The 21,995-nt window shown below is 55.3% G+C and carries 19 protein-coding genes and 2 pseudogenes; 7 read left to right on the top strand and 14 right to left on the bottom strand.

What is annotated here, in order from left to right:
• Window positions 1-65: 65 nt before the first annotated feature.
• The 3 genes and pseudogenes from FOV68_RS10200 to FOV68_RS10190 form a co-directional block, all read right to left on the bottom strand.
• On the bottom strand, window positions 66-737 hold the full coding sequence (locus FOV68_RS10200) for a hypothetical protein (RefSeq protein ID WP_143990758.1): 672 nt from the start codon (window positions 735-737) through the stop codon (window positions 66-68).
• Window positions 738-946: 209 nt separating this feature from the next.
• Window positions 947-1,042, bottom strand: a pseudogene (locus FOV68_RS24350) (transcriptional regulator); the annotation flags it as partial.
• Window positions 1,020-1,931 (bottom strand): LysR family transcriptional regulator, encoded by a 912-nt coding sequence (locus FOV68_RS10190; RefSeq protein ID WP_143990757.1) that lies wholly within the window; start codon window positions 1,929-1,931, stop codon window positions 1,020-1,022. The pseudogene FOV68_RS24350 and the gene FOV68_RS10190, both read right to left, overlap by 23 nt.
• Before the next feature lie 97 nt (window positions 1,932-2,028).
• On the opposite strand from FOV68_RS10190, the gene FOV68_RS10185 reads away from it, so the two are divergent.
• Window positions 2,029-3,087, top strand: a complete 1,059-nt coding sequence (locus tag FOV68_RS10185) for an SDR family oxidoreductase (protein WP_143990756.1) — start codon at window positions 2,029-2,031, stop codon at window positions 3,085-3,087.
• A gap of 58 nt (window positions 3,088-3,145) precedes the next feature.
• Here FOV68_RS10185 and rluF read toward each other — a convergent pair whose 3' ends face one another.
• Together rluF and FOV68_RS10175 are read right to left on the bottom strand one after the other, a co-directional pair.
• Window positions 3,146-4,024 (bottom strand): 23S rRNA pseudouridine(2604) synthase RluF, encoded by an 879-nt coding sequence (gene rluF / locus FOV68_RS10180; protein ID WP_033768811.1) that lies wholly within the window; start codon window positions 4,022-4,024, stop codon window positions 3,146-3,148.
• Between the two features lie 103 nt (window positions 4,025-4,127).
• On the bottom strand, window positions 4,128-4,598 hold the full coding sequence (locus FOV68_RS10175; protein WP_031594134.1) for a GNAT family N-acetyltransferase: 471 nt from the start codon (window positions 4,596-4,598) through the stop codon (window positions 4,128-4,130).
• A 312-nt stretch (window positions 4,599-4,910) separates the two neighbouring features.
• Between FOV68_RS10175 and sfnG the strand changes: the two genes are divergently transcribed.
• A complete protein-coding gene (gene sfnG / locus FOV68_RS10170) occupies window positions 4,911-5,996 on the top strand; it encodes a dimethylsulfone monooxygenase SfnG (RefSeq protein ID WP_143990755.1) in 1,086 nt (361 codons plus the stop codon).
• 147 nt (window positions 5,997-6,143) lie between these two features.
• On the opposite strand, the gene FOV68_RS10165 is transcribed toward sfnG, so the two are convergent.
• Window positions 6,144-8,117, bottom strand: a complete 1,974-nt coding sequence (locus FOV68_RS10165; RefSeq protein WP_143990754.1) for an autotransporter outer membrane beta-barrel domain-containing protein — start codon at window positions 8,115-8,117, stop codon at window positions 6,144-6,146.
• A 204-nt stretch (window positions 8,118-8,321) separates the two neighbouring features.
• Entirely contained in the window at window positions 8,322-9,212 is an 891-nt protein-coding gene (locus FOV68_RS10160; protein ID WP_143990753.1) for a MurR/RpiR family transcriptional regulator, read from the bottom strand.
• Window positions 9,213-9,684: 472 nt separating this feature from the next.
• Between FOV68_RS10160 and FOV68_RS10155 the strand changes: the two genes are divergently transcribed.
• Together FOV68_RS10155 and FOV68_RS10150 are read left to right on the top strand one after the other, a co-directional pair.
• Window positions 9,685-11,805 carry a TonB-dependent siderophore receptor gene (locus FOV68_RS10155; RefSeq protein WP_143990752.1) on the top strand — a complete coding sequence of 707 codons (2,121 nt, stop codon included), beginning with the start codon at window positions 9,685-9,687 and terminating at the stop codon, window positions 11,803-11,805.
• 22 nt (window positions 11,806-11,827) lie between these two features.
• Window positions 11,828-12,934 carry an ABC transporter substrate-binding protein gene (locus tag FOV68_RS10150; RefSeq protein ID WP_143990999.1) on the top strand — a complete coding sequence of 369 codons (1,107 nt, stop codon included), beginning with the start codon at window positions 11,828-11,830 and terminating at the stop codon, window positions 12,932-12,934.
• On the opposite strand, the gene FOV68_RS10145 is transcribed toward FOV68_RS10150, so the two are convergent.
• The 5 genes from FOV68_RS10145 to FOV68_RS10125 all read right to left on the bottom strand — a co-directional run bounded on the left by FOV68_RS10145 (window position 12,923) and on the right by FOV68_RS10125 (window position 18,399).
• Window positions 12,923-13,906 (bottom strand): XdhC family protein, encoded by a 984-nt coding sequence (locus FOV68_RS10145; protein ID WP_143990751.1) that lies wholly within the window; start codon window positions 13,904-13,906, stop codon window positions 12,923-12,925. The genes FOV68_RS10150 and FOV68_RS10145 overlap by 12 nt on opposite strands.
• Complete coding sequence (locus FOV68_RS10140) at window positions 13,903-14,469, bottom strand: NTP transferase domain-containing protein (protein ID WP_143990750.1); 567 nt, start codon at window positions 14,467-14,469, stop codon at window positions 13,903-13,905. The genes FOV68_RS10145 and FOV68_RS10140 overlap by 4 nt, the downstream gene beginning before the upstream one ends.
• A gap of 95 nt (window positions 14,470-14,564) precedes the next feature.
• Window positions 14,565-16,949, bottom strand: coding sequence for a xanthine dehydrogenase family protein molybdopterin-binding subunit (locus FOV68_RS10135; RefSeq protein ID WP_137244405.1), 2,385 nt, complete (start codon window positions 16,947-16,949; stop codon window positions 14,565-14,567).
• Window positions 16,946-17,938, bottom strand: a complete 993-nt coding sequence (locus FOV68_RS10130; protein ID WP_143990749.1) for a xanthine dehydrogenase family protein subunit M — start codon at window positions 17,936-17,938, stop codon at window positions 16,946-16,948. The genes FOV68_RS10135 and FOV68_RS10130 overlap by 4 nt, the downstream gene beginning before the upstream one ends.
• On the bottom strand, window positions 17,935-18,399 hold the full coding sequence (locus tag FOV68_RS10125) for a (2Fe-2S)-binding protein (protein ID WP_143990998.1): 465 nt from the start codon (window positions 18,397-18,399) through the stop codon (window positions 17,935-17,937). The genes FOV68_RS10130 and FOV68_RS10125 overlap by 4 nt, the downstream gene beginning before the upstream one ends.
• Before the next feature lie 463 nt (window positions 18,400-18,862).
• On the opposite strand from FOV68_RS10125, the gene FOV68_RS10120 reads away from it, so the two are divergent.
• Window positions 18,863-19,756: a LysR family transcriptional regulator gene (locus FOV68_RS10120; protein WP_143990748.1), complete on the top strand. Its 894-nt coding sequence runs from the start codon at window positions 18,863-18,865 to the stop codon at window positions 19,754-19,756.
• Between the two features lie 20 nt (window positions 19,757-19,776).
• On the opposite strand, the pseudogene FOV68_RS10115 reads toward FOV68_RS10120, so the two are convergent.
• Window positions 19,777-19,998 (bottom strand): annotated as a pseudogene (locus tag FOV68_RS10115) (metal ABC transporter permease); the annotation flags it as partial.
• A 644-nt stretch (window positions 19,999-20,642) separates the two neighbouring features.
• Here FOV68_RS10115 and FOV68_RS10105 point away from each other — a divergent pair.
• Both FOV68_RS10105 and FOV68_RS10100 read left to right on the top strand, forming a co-directional pair.
• Complete coding sequence (locus FOV68_RS10105) at window positions 20,643-21,170, top strand: type IV secretion protein Rhs (protein WP_143990747.1); 528 nt, start codon at window positions 20,643-20,645, stop codon at window positions 21,168-21,170.
• Window positions 21,170-21,595, top strand: a complete 426-nt coding sequence (locus tag FOV68_RS10100; protein ID WP_143990746.1) for a putative T6SS immunity periplasmic lipoprotein — start codon at window positions 21,170-21,172, stop codon at window positions 21,593-21,595. Before FOV68_RS10105 ends, FOV68_RS10100 begins: the two co-directional genes overlap by 1 nt.
• A 75-nt stretch (window positions 21,596-21,670) precedes the next feature.
• On the opposite strand, the gene FOV68_RS10095 is transcribed toward FOV68_RS10100, so the two are convergent.
• Window positions 21,671-21,985, bottom strand: coding sequence for a hypothetical protein (locus tag FOV68_RS10095; RefSeq protein ID WP_134161293.1), 315 nt, complete (start codon window positions 21,983-21,985; stop codon window positions 21,671-21,673).
• Window positions 21,986-21,995 lie beyond the last annotated feature (10 nt).

The raw sequence follows: 21,995 nt of genomic DNA, 5'->3' as shown, positions 1-21,995 counted from the left end.
CCGGGTTTGCAACGTTTAAGCAGACCCGGCTGAACCCATTGACCTGATCTAAAGATGCCCGGGCGCTATCTTTTAGCCAGATAGCGCCTGTCATCGCGCGCTTGCAACCGCGCCTCCGCCGGTGTGGGGAAGATATATTGAAACAGATCGCGGTAAAAACTCAGATGCTTCAGCAATCCTTCCTGTATGGATTTACTGATGTCTTTGATCAGAAATTCCTGGGTCGTGCTGAAGTTAGTCACGCTAAAAAAGGTTTTGTCATAGACGTTGACCACGCCTTCCCATTTCATCACCTGCTCTTCCGGGGAAGCCCCTTCAGAGGCAACAAATATCCCTTTATGGGATTTCACACCCTGCTTACTGACATAGGTAGTTAACGCATCATAGCCGCGCTTGTTACGCCAGCGGCAGAATTCGTAGGGCACATCGTAATGGGGCAGCACAAAGTCCGGACTCCGAAAATGTTCATCACCAATTAACCCATCCAGCGTGACCGTGAAATGCAGGAAATCCTGCAGGAAGTCGAACTGGCGGGTTTTAGTCAGTGTGACATTAATGGTGTAGTGACCTGCATGCACATACCAGTAATTGGTAAAGCCGGTGACCAGAATACAGAACGCCTGCCAGTCACTGAGTCTTCGATCCCCCGCCAGCCCCCTGAAACGACTGATCATCATCCGTGATTTGGGATGCTGATACGCTTTCAGCAGCGGATCGTTCATACCTTTCAGTAACATCAGGCACACTCCTTGATAGATTGCGCTTATCCTGCCACGCCCTGATCAGGGTGAAAAGTGTCGTTGGTCTGAATGTGACCCCTATTAAAATCTGGCGGGTGGCGTGAAACGGACTGCGGGATCGGGGGAGAGGGGTTTTAAATTCTTCAGAGAGGGTAAACCGGAGGCATCCATAATGAAACAGGATGCCAGCCTTACGGGCTGGCTTGTCAGAGCTTCGCGAGCGTCTTCAGCGTTTCTGGGTTCTGCTGCACCATGCGGATCAGTAAAACAGCCTGGGCGTTAGGTCTGGCCCTGCCCTGTTCCCTGCAACCCCACCAGCACCTCACTTAAGTGCGTGACCAGCTTCCGCACTTTATCCGGGATAAAGCGGGCATCGGGAAACACAGCATAAAGATAACGGTCGGGAAGCCGCCAGTCCGGTAAAACCCGCACCAGTCGGCCGGATGCCAGCGCGTCTGCGCCGATAAGTGTTTGTAACCCACCGATCCCCAGCCCCGCTTCAAGGGCCTGCATCAATGCATCACTGTTGTTAGAACGAAATGCACTTTCCACCGGCACAGACACCCTCGCGGTCGCGGACACCAGCTGCAGCGGCGCATCGGGCGACACGCCGCTAAAACGTATGTGGGGATGGTGCTGCAGGTCACTGGGGGCTTGCGGCGTGCCGTTTCGCGCTATCCACTCAGGGGAAGCCACCAGCACGGTTTCAACCGTAGTGAGTGAACGGGCAGCCAGTGTAGCGGGCGGTGATTCGCTGAGGCGGATCGCCACATCAACGCCTTCACCAATGAGATCCGACAGACGATCCTCCAGTGCAATATTCAGACGCAGCGCGGGATGCGCCTGCTGGAATGCAATCAGATGCGGAATAAGCCGCTGCCCGATGCCGCTCGGCAGTTGCATATAGAGTTTGCCGTGCAGAGGCTGCGATTCAGGCCGTAGTTGCTGCTCCAGCTCTTCCATCGCGCTGAGCAGTTGCCTGACCTGCTGCAGATAATGCTGACCCTGCTCCGTCAGCGCCATTTTTCGTGTGGTGCGGTGCAGCAACACCACCCCCAGCGCCTCTTCAAGCGCGGCGATCTGCTGGCTTACCGCAGACTGCTTCATGCCGTTTTGCCGGGCCGCCGCCGAAAAAGATCCCGCTTCCGCCACCCGGATGAAGGTCTGAATGGCATTCAGTTTGTTCTGCATTTATTGATTTTCCTGATAAGTGACATCCGGTTCAGGGGATTTAATCAGAAATAAACGCAGGTGAGAATGCGGCTTCTCTCTTAACAGGGCATTGATCATGAAAACGACACAGGATAAGAAGGTTGCGCTGGTGGCGGGTGCCAGCGGGATTGTCGGTCAGCAACTGAGTCAGGCACTGGTAGCAGACCACTGGCAGGTCAAAGCACTGACGCATCGGTCAGACTATGCAGTCAGCGGAACAGAGGTTATTGCGGTTGATCTGCGAGATAGCCAGCAGTGCCAGCAACGGCTGGCATCACTCACCGACGTCACACATATCTTTTACAGCGCCTGGCTGAACGCTTCTGACTGGGGAACCATGGTCGGGCCGAATCTTGCCATGCTGCAAAATCTGGTTCATACCATGGAGGATGTCGCCCCACTTGAGCATGTCAGCCTGATGCAGGGATACAAAGTGTATGGCGCCCATCTCGGACGCTTTAAAACGCCGGCGCGGGAAAGCGATCCTGGCGTACCGGGTGATGAATTTAACGCCGCGCAGCTGAACTGGCTGAGCGCACAACAGCACGGTAAAGCCTGGCACTGGAGTGCGCTGCGGCCCGGTGTGGTCGGCAGTGACAGGCCGGGCAACAGCATGAACCTGGCGCTGAGCCTGGCGCTGTACGCCTCAATCTGTCGCGCGGCGCGGCTGCCCTTACGCTTTCCCGGTTCGCCGGAAACCTGGCACAGTATGGTCGATTTTACCGATGCCACTCTGCTGGCCGACGCGACGATCTGGGCCGCACGCACTTCTGACGCATGCAATCAGGCGTTTAATATCAACAATGGCGATCTCTGGCGCTGGAGTGAGCTGTGGCCGGTCATTGCAGCTTGGTTTGAACTGGAGATCGCGCCGCCGGTTTCGCTGTCGTTCCGGCAACTATTTCAGGATTATCGTGCGCTGTGGCGGGAAATCGCCGCTGCCGACGCGCTGATCCAGCCCGATATTCTGGCGCTCAGTGATGGTGCCTTCGCTGATTTTGTTTTTGGCTGGGATTACGACATGTTTGGCGACGGCAGCAAGCTGCGGCGGGCGGGATTCCACGGTTATCGCGCAACGGATAAGATGTTCTGCGATCTGTTTGCCCGCTTTCGGGCGGCCCGGATCATTCCGTGATGATCCGCTGATTACAGATGCAGAGAGCAGTAAAGTCGCTCTCTGCATCGGGTCAGCATTAGCGCCCTTTCTTCTTACGTCCCGGCTGGACAAAGCGCTTGCGTGAGGCACCGTTAGCATCCGCTTTTTCAGCGGGTTTCGCCGCACTCTTCTGCGGCTTTTTGGCGGCGGCCGGTTTCGCCGGGGCTTTAGCTTTCTTCGCAGGTTTATCTTCTGAGGAGGAGTTCTCCAGCAGTTTAAACAGCTCAACGAGTTCGTCGTCAGTGAGATCGCGCCATTCACCCAGCGGTAATCCCTTGAGATTGACGTTCATGATGCGGGTGCGCTCAAGCTTCGTCACTTCAAAGCCAAAATGCTTACACATGCGGCGGATCTGGCGATTCAGCCCCTGAACCAGCGTGATGCGGAAGACAAACGGCGCTTCTTTCTTCACTTTGCACTTTTTGGTCACGGTGCCCAGCATCGGCACGCCCGCGCTCATTCCGGCAATAAACTCATCGGTGATCGGCTTGTCGACCGTAACGACATACTCTTTTTCGTGGTTGTTACCGGCCCGCAGGATCTTGTTGACCAGATCACCGTGGTTGGTAAGGAAAATCAGGCCCTGAGAATCTTTATCGAGGCGGCCAATCGGGAAGACGCGCTTGCTGTGATTGACGAAATCGCTGATGTTATCGCGCTCGCCCTCTTCCATGGTGGTGATAATCCCCACCGGCTTATTCAGGGCAATCAGCACCAGATCGTCTTCATCGCGCGGCTCGATAAGCTGACCATTGACCTTCACCACATCGCCTGCAAATACCTGCGCGCCCACAGTGGCGCGTTTGCCGTTAATGAAAACGTTGCCCTGCTCGATGTAACGATCGGCGTCACGACGGGAGCAGATGCCGCTCTCGCTGATGTATTTATTAAGACGAGTTGATGAGTCAGTCAGCATGATTCCTCCAAAAAACGCGGACTATACCTTACCGGCGGGGGCTTGCGAAGTCTTTGCACCGGAAACTTTTGCCGCTCGTTGCCAGCCCGATGATTGTCCGTAATTACAGGTCAATCTCCATCGCCATACAGCGCAACGCGCAACCCGCCAGCTTTGACGGATAAAGACTTTCTCCCAGCTGCCGGAAGCCATGCTGCTGATAAAAGCTCACGGCGTTCGGCGTTGACTCGAGCGTCAACCGGCGATAGCCACGCTGCAGCGCCTCCGCTTTAATCGTGTCGATGATCAGCCCCGCCATTCCCTGTCCGGCGAAGCCGGGCAGCGTAAAAATGGCTTCAACGCTCGCGGCGGCGAGATCCAGCGATCCCATAGCAACCGGCACGCCGTCCGGGCCATCAATCACGAAGAAGGGATTCACGCGGATCATCGCGGGAAAACTGGCGGGCATCCGGTCCGGCGTCCAGGCGGCAAGGACATCGGATGGATAGGCGTGCTGGCAGCCATGACGGATGGCCAGATTTCTGATGTTCCATAAATGGTGCGCCTCTTCGGGCGATGCCTGTCTGACAATCATCGTGTCCTCCGGTTTCTGAACAGAGCCGCTACGTTATCACATCGCTTTGCGGCTATCTGCGAATACCGCCGGGTTCTGACGGCCGTAGCCTCTCCGCAGTTACGCGCGGTCATGAAGCGCTGCTGCATCAGCAACCGGACTGTTTCCGTGTTGCTGCATTTGCAACAGCTCGCTTATGCAAAACTGGATTTTAATCTATTAATTTCAATTATTTAATCTCTGGCACGGTTACTGCTTAGTTTTTTCTTTTATATCTGAAAGTTTGGAAAAATTAACTATTCCATTAATCCAGCTATATGCCAGGAGAAAACTATGTCACTGAACCAACCTTTACAGTTCGCCTACTGGGTGCCGAATGTTTCGGGCGGACTGGTGATCAGTCAGATAGAGCAGCGTACCCGCTGGGATGCCGAATACAACCGCAAACTGGCGCAGATCGCTGAACAGGCGGGTTTTGATTACGCGCTGACGCAGATTCGGTTTACTGCCGGATATGGCGCAGATAATCAGCATGAATCGGTCACATTCTCGCAGGACTTACTCAGCCACACCTCGAAATTAAAAGTGATTGCCGCTCTGCTTCCCGGCCCGTGGAATCCGGTATTGGCGGCAAAGCAGATTGCCACCATCAGCCATATTTATGGTCCACGCATCGCCGTTAATATTGTCAGCGGCTGGTTCCGGGGCGAGTTCAAAGCAATTGGTGAACCCTGGCTCGATCATGAAGAGCGCTATCTGCGTTCAGAAGAGTTTATTCGCTGCCTGCGGGGCATCTGGCGTGAAGAGAGCTTTAGCTTTGCCGGCGATTTCTATCGCTTCCGCGATTATGTGATGAAACCCAAGCCGTTGTCACCGCTACCGGAAATCTTCCAGGGTGGCAGTTCACGCGCGGCGCGCGACATGGCCGCCAGGGTGTCAGACTGGTATTTTACCAACGGTAATACCCCGGACGGTGTCCGTCTGCAGGTCGCGGATATCCGTGAAAAAGCCGGGCGTAATCAACATCAGGTCAGAATCGGGCTGAACGGTTTTGTGATTGCCCGCGAGAGCGAACAGCAGGCGCAGGCGGTGCTTCATGAGATCATCAGCAAAGCCAACCCGGATGCGGTAAAAGGCTTTCAGCATGAGGTTAAAAATGCAGGCAGTGCCTCACCCGAAGGAGAGGGAAACTGGGCGAAATCGTCGTTTGAGGATCTGGTGCAGTACAACGACGGCTTTAAAACCAATCTGATTGGCACACCGCAGCAGATTGCTGAACGGATTATCGAACTGAAGCAGGCCGGTGTGGATCTGCTGCTGCTGGCATTTCTGCACTTTCATGAAGAGGTCGAATTCTTTGGCCGCGAAGTGATACCGCGGGTCCGCGAGCTGGAGGCGCAGGCTTTGATTGAAGCGTGAAAAAGGTACGCCGCAGAAGAGAGTTATACCCGACCGCATCCGGGGCGCGATGAACGCTCAGATCTGCTGCAACGTCGCCCGCCGCTATCATTTTCAGATAGCGACAGACGACGTTCACCTTGCTTTTCACTACGCAAAACAGATCGGTTAAAAGCGGGCGTTAAGCCCGACGTTCCATGTCACCTGATGCATGTCGCTGTTGCCTGTGACCGCCGAGACGCCCGCAAAGGCATTCACCGAGGTGCCAAGCGGCACGCTCGCACCCACAGCCATATCGATCCAGTTATCATCACTGGCATCGCTGCTGCGGGTAAAGGCAGTGCGGGTCGATTTCAGTCCGGCGGTGACAGCCGAATCGCTGTCGCCAAACTGATGGTTGTAACTGACCTGCGCCCAGGGATTGATCAGTAAATCTTTGCTGTCGATACGCCAGCCCACTGCACCGATTTGAGAGTGCAGCGTCTGGTCACCAAAGCGCATTGAGGTGCTGCTGTTGCCCTCCTCTTTATAGCCATCGACCTGGGTGTAGTCGAGCGCATAGCTGGCCACCGGGCCGGTAGAAACATAACTACCCAGCGGCAAATCCCAGCCGGTCTGCAGCCGCATCCCCAGCACCTTACCGTTGCTGTTGCCCTTTTCCGTGCGGGTCGCCGGTCCCAACCTGATCTGACGCTCAATATCATCAAAGTCGAGATCCGCATAATGGGCATCCGCATTAATCCATCCCCGATCGAGATAATTCAACTGACTCCAGAGCGCCACCAGATTGCCGCGTAAACGGTAATCAAAGCGCGACGAGGGATCCTGACGTTGCGAGGTCGTAGAGAGCATGGCACCGGCCTGCCAGTGATCGGTCAGCTGATAGCCCACACCCACGGTGCCGCTGGCACTGGTGGCATCACCATCCTGCAGGCTGTCACCGCGGAAATCACGCTGCTGTCCGGCATAACCGCCGAAGACCGTAAACTCCCCGGCGTTAGCGGGCTGCTGACGCTGCTGCTGCAGATGTCCATCCAGCGTATTGTGCGCATCGCCCACCAGCATCGACGGCGCCCGACTCAGCGCAGCCACCTGCAGCGGCGCATTCAGCACCGACTGAATGTAATCGGCGATCAGCGCATGGACCGCCGGGCTGGGATGCAGTCTGTCTGCAAACAGATACTGCTGTGACTGCGAAAATCCTGTCGTCGATGAGGTGCAGTCCATCGCCGAGACACCTGGCGGACAGGCCATTCCGGCCGTATTAGTGAGTCCATACAGGCCCGGATTAGCGATCACCTCATTAAACAGGCCATTGATATCCACCCGCGCGATGTTCCTGCGCGCGGCCACCAGCCCCTGCTCTTCAGCCTGGTTGTAACGGTCGGTGAGTGCCGCCGCCTCCTGACTCAGTAACTCCCAGGCGGCAATCAGCTGCTGCGCAATGGCATCCCGGATCAGCGGGATTGAAGAGATTTGTCCGGCCGCCTCGCCAAGCGCGGTTTCAATCGCCTGCTCTCTTGCGGCACGGTCAGGCGTAGTGGTGGTGCTCAGCGACTGAAACAGCGCCGCCGTAGCAGGTTGTGCCGCTGGACCAAGAACCTGCAGAATCGCCTGCAGCAGGGCGGGCGTTGCTCCTACATTGGGTACCGTCGGAACAATCACCGTTCCTGCTCCGGCATCCAGCAACCGGCTGACCTGTGAGGCCGCTGCACTGGCGCTGTTATCCACTATCTGCCGGGCAGCGAGAGGGGCAAGAGCCGCCGCCGCTAAATCATTGCCACCAATCCAGTGAATATAGAGACCGTCCGGATCAGCCCGTCCGCCCCGCGCCGCAAGGTAGTTATCAAGCTGATCCTGAGTGTTAAACAGGGGATTAATCGCAGGCACCGCAACTGCGCCACCTTCGGCATAGTTGTTTCCGCCCTGCGACGAAGGGCGCAGGTTATCACCCAGCGACTGCGCTACGATCTCGTCATAGAGCGGATGAGCCGCGCCATCATAGGTAAAGCGCCCGACGTTCCCGCCATCACTCAGGCTATCGCCAAAGACGGTGAGGTCGCTCCAGGCCATCGCAGGCAGCGGCGACAGCAGGCTAAGCGTGGCACAGCAGAAAAGGTATTGCGCGTGAAGGGGTTTCATCAGCAGCTCCGCACAAATCAAATGAAAGTCAGAATGAGTAAGAACCGCGCCGGCTGGCGCAGCAAGCTGTAAGCGTAGACGGCTGAGGAAAGGGGGGGCAGAAAATACGGGATCGCGCTCGCAAAGCAGAGAAATTTGACTTAAAGATCAGCCGTGCCGGTTCAGGTGAAATACCGGGAACCCGCCACGGCGTCGTTACACTGGCTACTTTTTGCTGGCGGGTTTCAGTCCGCGATTAAGATCCTGTAACCGTTTCATCGTCTTAACGGTGCGCTGTGGCAGCGTTGAGGCAACGGACAGGATCAGCATCTCCAGACAGACCATAATCGTGCCGTGCAGGGGAATGCGTCCCTTCTCGCCGCCACGCGGCACATTGATTACGACATCCGCCTCGCGGGCGAAAAAAGAGTCGGTGGCGTTGGTCAGCAGAATTATCGGTATATCCAGCCGCTTCGCTTCACGCACCACGGTTGTCCCTTCCCGGTGCGCCGACTGTTGCGCCATCATGATCAGCACGTCGCCACGCTGTAGCGCCAGCATCTGCTCTGCCAGTGCAATACCGGCACGGTTAAGGGAAAAGGCGGGCAGCCCGATACGGTTGAGCAGCCGCACGCTGTAGTCCGCCAGAATACCAGAGGCGTTGATGCCGAAAATAGCGACCTGCCGCGCTTCGCCCAGCAGCGCTACGCTATCCGCTACCGCCACCCGATTCTGCGGCTGCGACAGCACCTCACAGGCGTGCCGGTGGCCCTCCAGCACAAAGTCGATGGCGCTGGTCACATCGCTGGTCACCTCACTGACAGTGGTGATCATCTTATCTTCAGAGGTCAGTGACGGGCCAAACCAGGCCTTAAGTGACTGTTTGAGGTCGCGCAGCCCGCTGAAGCCCAGCGCCTGAATCGCGCGGATTACAGTGGCATCAGAGGTGTGATTCGCCACAGCGATCTCCATCGCGGTGCTCTCCAGCACCGTTTCCCGCTGTTGATCGATATAACGCGCCACCGCCAGCAGGCGGGGTGAAAGCTGCTTTTCACGGGCGCGAAGACGCTCTGCCACCACATCCACTCTGTTTTTAACGGGCCTGTTTTGTTTCATGCTGCACCTGCAACTGGGGTTAAACGTGTGAAAGGCTCATCGGTAGTCTGGCTAAGGAGTCAGGTTTCAGGGCCGGGAGATGTAGTAAAAGCGTCCTGCCGCTTTATATTTCACCTGCTGACAATGTGGATTTAACCAAAGCCCTTACCTCTCTATAAAAATATATTTATTATTTTCAATAAAATAAAACTGACAGCCAACATTTTTGCAGCGATAAACGACACGGCAAAAATGTAGTCAATTCTATTCAAATTATGTTTACTACTACAATAGCGGATGTTTGAATGATTCTCAATTACAGATGAGAAGTATTGTCGTCCGGGAGACGAAATGATGTCTGACCCCTGATGCGATTCTCCTCTGCTTAAAGCGCTGCATATTGCAGACCACCTCCAGGGAAGCCCTGAGTGACAGACCGTCATGCAGGGCGTATTTGCTTCAGAAACTGCCAGTAACAGACACCAAAAGAAAAATGAAAAACAAAGACTCACGATATCCGGCCCGGCACCCCGCTCTGGTCGTGGCGATCTGCAGCAGCATTATGCTGCCACAGGTCAATGCAGCAACCGACAGCGCTCCGGATATGACCGTGACCGCGGATGCCAGCTCAGAGGGAAGTTACAGCGCCACTCAGAGTAGCGTCGCCAGTAAAATGCCGACCGCGCGGCTTGATGAGGCGCAGTCTGTCAGCGTGGTGACGCAGCAGCAACTGGACGATTACCAGGCAAGCTCACTGGCGGATGCGATGCGCTTTGTCAGCGGTGTGACCGAAGCGAACACGCTGGCTGGCACTGAAGATGGCTTTGTCCGACGCGGATTTGGCAGCAACGCCGATGGCTCCATCTACCGGGATGGTATCCGCAGCAGTCAGGGATTGAATTTCGATGCCACGACCGAGCGGGTTGAGGTGTTGAAAGGCTCCTCCTCGCTGCTCTACGGCATTCAGAATCCGGGCGGCATTATCAATGTGGTCAGCAAAAAGCCGCAATACAGCTGGCACTCCAGCGTCAGCGGACGTTACGCCAGTGAAGGTGGCGGTGCAGGCACGCTGGATGTCACCGGTCCGCTGGGCAACGGTTTCGCCTTCCGCCTGATCGCCGAAAAGCAGAATCAGGATTACTGGCGCAACTTTGGCAGTGAAGAGCACACACTGCTGGCACCCTCTCTGCAATGGTATGGCGAGCAGGCAAGTTTTCTGATCAGCTATGCCGACTACCGCTATGACATTCCCTACGATCGCGGCACGGCCTTTATCGACGGCAAGCCAATCGACATCGGTTATAAAGATCGGCTGGATGACAAAGCCAATCACGCCTGGGGCCATAACAAAACCCTGAATGCCCACTATGACTGGCAGTTTAATGATGAGTGGCGAACCCGGTTAACCCTGGGCTGGAACCAGCGGCGCTATGATAACAATGAAGTGCGCGTGACGGCGGTGAACGCCAGCAGCGGCGTGGTCACACGTCGCGCCGATGCCAATCGCGGGTTTAACCACAAAACCAAATATCTGAGCTGGGATCTGCTGGGCAATCCCGAAATTCTGGGTATGCAGCACGCGCTGGTGGTGGGCACCGACTATGAGATGAACCAGACTTATCGTGCCCATCAGTATCAGGGCAAGGTCAACCGCCAGTTCAACTATTACTCGCCTGAATATGACCTGCTGTCACCGGTCACGGACGCCAGCACGGAAAATAGCGCAGCCGCCAATAACCTGAACCGCATTCATAGCCGGTCGCTCTACGCCAAAGACAGCATTTCTCTGTCACCCGACTGGATTGTGGTGGTTGGCGGTCGTTATCAGCATTATGAACAGCGCGCCTCGCGCGGATTTAATCCGCAGGTGGAAACCCTGAATGATGAGGGTAATAAGTTTCTGCCGCAGGCGGGGGTGATCTACAAACTCACACCTGATCTCTCTTTCTACACCAGCGTCAGTAAGTCGTTCACGCCGTCAACCGATGTCGATGATGATGGCAATGTCGGCAAACCGGAACAGGGCACCAGTTGGGAAGTTGGCAGTAAATGGCAACTCTCGCCGAAACTGTTTGCCACCGTCGCGCTCTATCGGATAGATGAAAAAGCGATGTCGCTGAATATTAATGGCAGCACGCGGGCTATTGATAAAGCCCGTTCGACCGGTGCTGAGTTTGAACTGAATGGCGAAATTGCACCCGGCTGGGATGTGAGTGCGAACTACAGCTATGATCAGGCAGAGATCGTTAATGACCGGGTAAATCCGAATAACAATGGCAATCGTCTGCAGAATGCGCCGCGTCATGCCGGTGCGCTCTATCTCAGTCATGAGATGCAGATCAGCAGCCTGCCCGGCTCGTTCCGGCTCGGCGGCGGCGCACGCTATGTCGGCAGCCGTGCGGGCGATCCCGATAACAGTTTCACCCTGCCCGACTATGTGGTGGCAGACAGTTTCGTGGCATGGAACAACCGCCTGTTCGGTGAAAAAACACAGCTACGTCTGAACATCAATAACCTGTTTAACCAGCACTACTACAGTTCAAGCGGCGGCAACCTGCGCGTCCGTGAAGGCGAAACCCGCAATCTGATGGTACAGGCCCGTGTTGAATTTTAAATCGCTGCGCTGTGCATTATTAATGCTGAGCGTGATACTGGTCAGCACCGGCACGACCGCCCGGACGCTGACCGACATCACCGGCCGTGAGGTAGAGATACCCGATCATCCGCAGCGTATTGTGCTGGGTGAAAGCCGGATGCTCTACAGCGTCGCGCTGCTGACGCCCGGCAATCCGCTGCAGCATATCGCTGGCTGGCCACAGGATCTGAAAAAGTATGATCCCCAGACCTGGCAGATTTTTGCCAGTAAGTTTCCGCAGATGGAGGATATTCCCGTTCTGGGTCTGGATGGCGTCAATGACATGAATCCCGAACAGGTGATCGCACTGAAACCGGACCTGGTGATCCTGCCGCAGCTGGCGCGCGGCAGTGAAAGCGGAGCAGTGCTGGAGAAGATGCTCAGCGCGGCGCATATTCCGGTGGTGAAGATCGATCTGCGGGTTGAGCTGCTGAAAAATACCGAGCGCAGCATGACGCTGCTGGGCGAGGTGCTGAATCAGCCGCAACGGGCTGCTGACTTCAATCGCTTTTACCGCAGCCACATGCAGCGCATTGAGAGCCGACTGGCGGACTATCACGGTGCTAAACCTAAAGTTCTGTTGCAGCTGCATCTCGGGCGGCGCAGTGAATGCTGCGTGACGTCGGTAAATGGCAATCTGGGTGAGCTGCTGCGCTTTGCCGGAGGCGACAACATCGCCAGTCAGCAGATCAAAGGCGTGTTCGGGCGGCTGAGTGAGGAGAGTGTGATTGCGGCACAGCCAGACTTTTACTTCGCCACCGGCACCGGCAGCGCCGATGAAGCGGGAGCCTTAAAACTCGGCCCTGCCGTCACAACAGCGCAGACCCGGCAGAGCCTGCTGGCGCTGACCGGTCAGCAGAATGCGCTGAAGCAGCTGACGGCATTGCGGGACGGTCACGCCGGGGCAATCTGGCACAACTTTTACCTCAGTCCGTGGCACGTGGTAGCGACAGAATTCTTCGCCACCACGCTCTACCCGCAACTGTTCCGCGATGTCGATCCTGAACAGACATTGCGTCAGCTGTTCCATGATTTCCTGCCGATCCCCTATTCGGGCAGCTACCTCTATCGGCTCGCACCGGAGGCGACGCCGGGATCAGGCGGCTGACAACCCGCGATTTTTCACCCGGACGATATCGGCCATTACCGACAGCGCAATCTCCGCCGGGGTTTTGCTGCCGATGGGCAGACCGATGGGCGCATGGATGCGGTCCAGTTCGGCACGATCCATTCCGGCGATCTGTTGCAGTCGCGCCCGTCGTTTCTCGCTGTTTTTCGCCGAGCCCATGATGCCGATATAGAACGCGGGTGTCGCGATCGCCTCCATCATCGTCAGGTCGTCAATGCGAGGATCGTGGGTCAGTGCCACAATCGCCACCGCTGCATGCGCGCCGTTCAGCTCCAGCCAGCGCGCCGGATGCTGTGACACCAGCGTCACGTTGTCCGCAGCGCTGAAGTGACTCTCCAGATCCGTCAGCATCTCCGGTCGGTGCTCACAGACCCGCACGTGAAATCCCAGCATCTGCCCGAGCCGGATGCACTCATATGCCACAGTCGAGTAGCCCGCGATCAGCAGTTCAGGTATCGCACCAACCGGCAGTAACATCTGCTGTTCACTGGCATCCAGCGCAGGCAACACCCTGTCAGGAGCGAGCACTTCCCACTGCGCACGTTCGCCGGGTCGTATCATTTTCACCATCGGCTGCTGTCCGCTCAGCGCGCGCTGCATCGCCCTTAGCAGCGCCAGCGTGGCATCATCGGGCGGCAGAAACTCAATGACGATCTCCAGGCTGCCGCCGCACGGCAGGCTGACGTCAGGACGCATCCCGCCCTCCCCGTACCGCACCCGCTGACTGCTGGCGCGATAGGCCCCTGCCGCCAGCTGCGCCAGAAAGTCCTCTTCAATGCAGCCGCCCGACAGCGATCCGCAGTAAGCACCCGTTTCATTGACCGTCATCAGGGTGCCAGGCGCGCGCGGCGAAGATCCATAGGTGCGCAGCACCGTGCAGAGCCAGACCTGCTGACCCGCCTGGCAGCTGCTCAGTGCCGCATTAATCACACGTTGATCCAGCGTTATCATGAAAATTCCTCTATCAACTGCAGATCAGCGGGGAGATCGATATCACACAAACAGCCGCGATCCTGAAGCGGCAACCGGACGGCGAGTGACTTCACCGCCGCCTGCGGCCCGGCATCGCCCTGTAGCGTGCTCAGCATCGGGTAGCAGTGGTGCTGAAAGCCCACCGGATGGCCCGGCCTGCCGTCAATCCACGGCCTGACGATCGGCGCGTCAGCCAGCGCAGCGCTGACGGCGCGGTAACTTTCAGGCGTGACAAACGGCATATCGCCCAGCGCAATCAGCCAGCCGTCATAGTCACGGCTGGCTTTGACACCTGCGGCGATCGATTCGCCCAGCCCGCCGCTGTCACACAGCACCAGGGTAGCCTGCGAGCAGAGCGCCTTAAGCGCAGCGGCGTCCGGGCGCGTGACCACAAACAGGTCAAGACCACTGGCAGCAGCCTGCTCCAGTGTGCGTTGCAGCACCGGTTTGCCATTCAGGTCGGCCAGCAGCTTATGCCCACCTGCCTGCTGGCGAAAACGGCGACTCAGCCCGGCAGCCAGCACAATCAAGGCTATCTTCACTCTTTCTCTCCGCTAAGCGTGAAAAACGGGCGCAGGTTTCAGCCCGCGCCCGCATATCCTCACATCGACCTGCTGGCAGCAGGTCAGAAACAGGCTCAGATAATCTTATCGAGAGTAATAGGTAAGTCGCGCACCCGCTTGCCGGTGGCATGGAACACCGCATTACTGATCGCTGCCGCAACGCCCACGATACCCAGCTCACCCACGGCTTTACCGCCCATGGTGGTCGCCTCAAAATCGGGCTCGCCAACGTTGATGGTGGTAATGCTCGGGATGTCAGCGTTAACCGGCACCAGATAGTCGGCCAGGTTGTTGTTGATCACCCGACCATTGCGTGGATCGACGATGCCCTCTTCCATCAGCGCCTGACCGACGCCCATGATCATGCCGCCAATCCACTGGCTGCGCGCCAGTTTAGGGTTGTAGAGACGACCGCTGTCGAGCGCCGCCACCATCCGTTTGACCCGGATAGTGCCGAAATCTTCATCGACCCGCACTTCGACAAACTGCGCGCTCCAGCTGTGGGCCGAGAATTTTTCAGGGCGGCTCATATCATTGAGATTACGCACCATCTTGTCGCGCTCGCTCTGTGACAGATCGTCCGGGAAAGTGCCGCCTTTCACCGTCAGACTCTCCACCGGTGCCAGGCTTGCCAGCCGGGCAAATGAGACCGCCAGACCGCTGCGCAGATTATGCTGAACCCCGTCGCCTTTCAGCGTGAGCTGAGATGCCGGAGTGCCATTCAGTGGCGACTGTGGCAGCTCGCTGGCGAGTTTCAGCAGCTGGTCGCGCATTCGTCTGGCGGTATCGTTTACCGCTGCGGTCACGTTGCCCGCCAGCTGCGATCCACCTGCGACACCGGCACGCGGCAGCTCAGTATCACCCAGCTGAACTTCGATGGTGGTGGAGGCGACGCCAAGAATGTCGGCAGCGGTCTGCGCCAGGATGGTGTAGGTCCCGGTGCCGATATCCGCACCGGCGCACTGCACCACAAATTTACCCTGTGGCGTCAGGATGATTTTTGCCTCAGCAGGCAGTTTGTTGACCGGATAGGTGCCAGAGGCCATGCCCCAGCCAATCAGTTCACGCCCTTCGCGCATCGACCGCGGCGTCATAATGCGCTTATCCCAGCCAAAGGCTTCAGCCCCTTTCTGATAGGCTTCTTTCAGGCGACGCGAACTCCAGGGCAGATCGAGCTGATAATCTTTGTCCGCCCAGTTGCGCAGACGCAGTTCCAGCGGATCGATATTCAGGGCATAGGCCATCTCATCCATCGCCACTTCAAGACCAAAGGCACTGGGGTTTTCACCTGGCGCACGCATCCAGCCTGGCGTCACGGTATTGATCGGCCTGACCTGATGCTGGGCGGAGACGTTGCCCACCGCATACATGCGCGCGGTGACTTTGCTGCAGTTCTCAGCAAACACATCGATTAATGAGGTTTCACTGAAGCTGCGCTGGATAATCGCCTGGATCTTGCCGTCACGCGAGGCACCCAGCTCCAGCTGCTGCGAGGTGGCGGGACGTCCGCCCAGACCGGTAAAGGTCTGCGGTCGGGTCAGCGATACTTTGATCGGACGCTTCAGCGCTCGTGATGCCACACTGGCCAGTGCGACGTGGGTATAAGGCACCGGCTTTGACCCAAATCCCCCGCCGACATAGGGCGAAATAATCCGCACATCTTCAACGTCAATGCCCATCCACTCGGCGATTTCCACCTGCGCGCCTGCCACCCACTGACTCGGCTCCCAGACGGTAATGCGTCCATCCTGCCACTTCGCGACACAGGCGTGCGGTTCCATCGGCATGTTGTATTCGCGCGGCGTGGTATAGCGCTGGCTCAGACGCACCTCGGCCTGCTGCATCGCCGCCTGTGCATCGCCCATATCGATATCCTGTTTCGATACCGGTTTCGGCTCGACGCCCTCATCGGTGGCAAAAATCAGTGCAGGCGAGGTTTCATACTCGATCTCCACCAGCGAGGCGGCATACGTCGCCTGCTCAAACGTCTCTGCCACCACCAGACCGATGTTCTGACCGTTGTGAATAATCACATCGTCCTGAATCGGGGTATAGGTTGACTGCGCCGCGCCGCCGTCTGCAATCGCGGTGGGTTTGTTGATCTTCAGGGTGTTCAGATGGGTATAAACCGCCACCACACCCGAGGCCTGCTGCGCCTTTTCCGTCGACATCCGGCTGATACGGCCGCTGGCAACAGTAGACTGGATCACCACGCCATAAAGCGGATTTTCCGGCTGATGTTCTACCGCATACCGCGCCTCACCGGTGACTTTTACTTTGCCGTCACCCCGCGAGCGCCCGGCGCCCAGTCCCTCAATCGGATCGGTGGTTTCTGGTTCCGCCGTGGCAGTATCACTGGCACTGGCGCTTTGCATACTCAGACCCAGGCTGCCCGCCGCTGAGATCGCCGCCGTCGCCTTCAGTAACTCCCGACGTGATTTGTCATTTACGTCACTCATGCGGTTTCTCCTGCTGCCATCAGCGCACGTGCAATCACACGCGGCGCCAGTTTTACTTTATAGGCGTTGTGGGTCAGCGCCTGCGTCTCCTGAGTAATCCGTTCTGCCGCCTGTAAGACCGTCTCTTCATTAAACGGCTGGCCCTCCAGCGCCCGCTCCACCGATCTGACCCGCCAGGGTTTGGTGGCGACGCCGCCCAGCGCAATATGCACCTGACGCATCACGCCGTTCTCCAGGGTGAAGCCTGCGGCCGCGCTGGCTGCAGCAAACTCATAAGAGCTGCGGTCACGGACTTTAAGATAGTGTGAGTGTCGTAATGACTCGGTTTGCGGTACTTCAATGGCCACAATAATTTCGTCATCGCGCAGATCGTGCTCACGATCAGGTGTGTCACCCGGCAGCAGGAAGAAATCATCAATCGCGATGCGGCGGGTTTCGCCCTGCTGATTCTGCAGCACCACGATGGCGTCAAACGCCACCAGCGCCACCGCCAGATCGCCGGGATAGACCGCGATGCAGCTGTCGCTGGCGCCCAGGATGGCATGATTGCTGTTAACGCCATCCAGTGCGGCGCAGCCGGAACCCGGATTGCGTTTGTTGCAGGCGGTAAAGGTCGCCGGTTCGCGGTAATAGGCGCAACGGGTACGCTGGCGTAAATTACCGCCCAGCGTGGCCATGTTACGAATCTGCGGTGACGCGGCCTGCCACAGACTGCCGTAGATGGCTGGCGCGTTCTGCTGGCAGGCGGGATGATCGGCCAGGGCGCTCATGGTGACCATCGCGCCGGCCATGATCTTATCGTCGTCAAACTGCAGGTTTTTAAGCCCGCTCAATCCAGTGATGCCGATGAGCTGTGGGGGCGTAAAGACCCCACACTTCATCAGATCGAGCTGTGTGGTGCCACCTGCCAGCAACTGGCTGCCAGACTGCTGTTTCAGGGCTGCGGCTTCCTCAGGCGACTGCGCGACTTTCCAGCTGAATTCATTCATGCGGACTCCTTCGCCATCTCTGCTGCGGCCTGTTTAATCGCATCCACAATGTGCGGATATGCTCCACAGCGGCAGAGGTTGCCACTCATATATTCACGGATCTCATCTTCTGAATCCGCATGACCCTCTTTGATGCAGGCGACGGCAGACATAATCTGACCCGGTGTACAGTAGCCGCACTGGAAGGCGTCATTCTCCATAAAGCAGCGCTGCACCGGGTGCAGCTCACCTTCGGTGGAAGCCAGCCCTTCAATGCTCGTCACTTCGGCACCATCCGCCTGAGCCGCCAGCGTCAGGCAACTCAGCACCCGCTGGCCATTAATCAGTACCGTGCAGGCACCGCACTGCCCCTGATCGCACCCTTTTTTGGTGCCGGTCAGGTTAAGATGCTCACGCAGCGCATCAAGCAGGGTGACACGGGGATCGATCTGCATCTGCTGCGACTGACCATTAACCTGCATTGTTAGCGATATTTTTTCCGACATTGTCTGCTTCCCATTGTTGGGGGCCAAAAGATGTAATTTTTTATAGGTTTATTTCTGACGGGGTTCGAATCGGGGGAAAATCGTGATAACCCTAATCTTTACGCGCGTATCTCTGCTTTAAGGTTTAGCAGCTTTTTGGCAATTTTGCGGGGAAGCCGGGAAAAGTAAGTGTTATCTGAATGGCGGAGCGAGGTTGAATCGGGATAAATACGTATTCGTACAACATTCATCTTAATGATTTTATTAATTTTATTGAAAAAATCTTTTATAGCCGTCATTCATAGGGTTTATCGGTGCGCCTCATTAATCCTGCCGCGAAATGTGCAACCCTGACAGGCTATTTGGGGTCTGATAGCAGGTCGGGTAGCGAAGCCGCAGGTAACGTCGATAAATCGGCCTGTCCCGACCGGGATAACCGATCAAACAGGTTAGAGGGCCTATGCTGAAAGAAAATTTTAACGATCTGATCTATCTGGTGGTGGTAGCAGAAGAGCGCAGCTTCACCCGGGCAGCGGCGAAGCTGGGTGTGTCGCAGTCGGCACTGAGCCACGCGATTCGCGCTCTGGAAGAGCGTCTTAACGTCCGATTGCTGACGCGCACTACACGCAGCGTTGCCCCGACAGAAGCGGGTGAACGGCTGATCACTACCCTCGCCCCGCTGTTCAGCGAGATTGAGTCTGAACTGGTCAGTGTCACTGACAGTCAGGGGAAAATCTCCGGCAACATTCGTATCACCGCAGGCGAACATGCGCTCACCTCTACACTCTGGCCGCTGCTCAGGCCCTTTCTTCAGCAATACCCCGATGTCCATGTTGAAGTGTCGGTGGATAACAGTCTGACCGATATTGTGAGCGGCCGTTTCGATGCCGGCGTGCGACTGGGTGAGCAGGTCGAAAAGGATATGGTGGCGGTGCGCATCGGGCCGGACTGGAATATGTGCGTGGTGGCAGCCAGCAGCTATTTTGATCGGCATGGCAGGCCTGATACTCCCTATGATTTACAGCATCATAACTGCATCAACCTGCGGCTGCCGACGCTGGGTGGCCTCTATAACTGGGAGTTTATGCGTGATGGCAAGGAGATCAGGGTCAAAACGCAGGGTCAGTTAATTTTTAATCATCTCGCGTCGCGCATTGATGCGGCACTGAGCGGGATGGGGATCTGCTATGTGCCGCAGGATAGCGTTGCGGAACACCTCAAAAGTGGCCGTCTGGTTCAGGTGCTGGCTGACTGGTGTGAGCCTTTTCCAGGTTATTATCTTTACTACCCCAGCCGCAGACAGCACACCAGAGCCTTTACACGTTTGATTGATGCGGTGCGCTATCGCGGTTGAGAGACAGCCGCGATAACCAGTCAGCTGGCATTAAGCCGCTGGCGCTCCAGCTGTCGCGTTTTGCGGCCTGAAATCACCATCGCCACGATAAACACCAGTGCAAACAGCACCACGATCGTGGGTGCTGGCGCGCTGTCGATAAAGAACGAGAGATAGACCCCGCTCAGTGACACCAGCACCGACACCACGACCGCCACCAGCAGCGCATGTGAAAAGCGGCGGGTAAGCAGAACTGCGATAGCATAAGCCAAAGATGACTTTTAGTTACGTAAAAGCAGATGTACTGGCAGACAAGGATGCCCAGTTCAAACTGATTAACTTCTGCAGCATTGTCTGCCAGTCGCAGTGGCAGAGCTGATACCAGACGGTGTAAAAAGGAAGAATACATGAAAGCGCCACATTTAGCAGAAGCCCTGCCATTTTCTGTGGCGCTTTTCAGGGGGAGCTTAAATAATTTTTGTTTTATACGCCTTTGCTGAACAGTTTGGTCAGCTGTGAGATCCCCTTCGGCTGATCGCTCATAGTTTCTTTAACGTGACGAACTTACAGGTATACTCGCGGATGTGAAGAAAGTAATGAACGTGCATCATCCTTTTCGGCTTACTAAAAATTTAGATTTTGAGATTATTTTCACCAGATGATGATCTCTATCCTTTACAGTGTGTAGGACAGGGACTTCAGGATAAAAAATGGCAATAGTTTGCCGCCGGGATTACACCTCAAGTTAAAAGTTCCTCGATTAACGGCCAAAACCATATTTGAGACAACTCCCGTCTTTTTTGCTAAAATCCATCACCAGTCGTGGGATTCAGATAAGTTAACTCTGGGTGCATTGAGTCGGAACACTCTATTCATTAATTAAAATCAAGAGATTAAGGAGGATTTCATGAGTGATAATGAAGGAAGTCAAAGGCTCCTGACACTTGGCGAAATAGCGTTAGCAAAATCGACATTCGGAAATTCAATCGTCTATCCTCGCGTGTGGATTCATCATGCAAGTTACTTTCCCTTCAAACTTCAGGGTAGAAATACCGCAATGAGCCCTAATGGCGAATTATATTTCCGGGACTGGTATTGCGAGAACTTTTCAATTCAATCTTTTCAGTTTCAACATCTTTTCATCCATGAAATGTCGCATGTCTGGCAGTATCAAAGGGGCATATGGGTACGTATGAGAGGCCTTGTTAGTGGTTTTGTTAGCTACGAATACTCTTTTGAAGAAAATAAAAAGCTGTTTGATTATAGATTAGAACAACAAGCACAAATTATTGCTGATTACTTTTTGCTTTCTAAATTTGGGCTTAATATATGGCTGGCAAGACGTGGTAAAGATGGCGAAGTTTCTTATGTTGGATCAGTAGACAATCAGATTCATTCAAAATATCAAAAAGTTCTTGAGGGGTTCACGTTCTAATGAATATTTTAACTAAGACCTTAACCCTTGTAGTTTTTCTCTTGAGTGGTTGCACGCTGGGCGAAAACCTGGATAATCGATATACTAAAGAAACACCTGTTCCGGCCCATGTCCGGAACAGCGATGTATGTGTTTCTATACCAATACAAAGTGATGAAAAGGTTGTATCCGCGTTAACTTACAATATAAAAACCCCTTCAGAACAGGTTATTTTCCCTGCTGACAAACAACCCAAAGCTGGCCTTTTTTGCATTCAGCCAGAAGAAATAAGATTTAAAAATGGGCAAACATATCTCATTTATATTGAAGTGAATAAAAAAGCAGGCGGTGAGAATGAAAAGGCAACAAGAAAGGCCTATGTTTCTACCTTCCAGGCTGTGCAACAAGGCAACAACCTGACAATCACCCTAGCAATGAAACAATAAATTGAAACCCCGCATACTTTGTATGCGGGTTAATTTACCAGATTGCAGCCAAGCAATCCCCCTAAGCCAGTCAATTCAACAAAAATTATTATTATATTTTTTCAAATGATGATGAAAATATCTTTCATATTCTTCAGCTGATTCAATTAAAATCGTCACTTCTGTGAGATTTTCATCAATTTGCTCGGAGCTATCCACAATAGTTATAAACTTCGTATGAATATGCAGACTCCCATCTCGCTTAAAAAGTGCAAGTTCAGTCATTGAATCATTTCTTTGATAAAAAGTGGTAGGCTTAAATTCTCCATAAACAAACCCCATCGGAGGGTCACCGAACTCAAGTTCAGTGAGACCAATCACATTACTTCCTTTTCTGATCTCAAATGTCATTACGATTTCC

The organism is Pantoea sp. paga, from assembly GCF_007558755.1.
In the GTDB taxonomy this organism is placed as follows: domain Bacteria; phylum Pseudomonadota; class Gammaproteobacteria; order Enterobacterales; family Enterobacteriaceae; genus Pantoea; species Pantoea agglomerans.
This window is presented reverse-complemented; position numbering and strand designations above follow the sequence as displayed.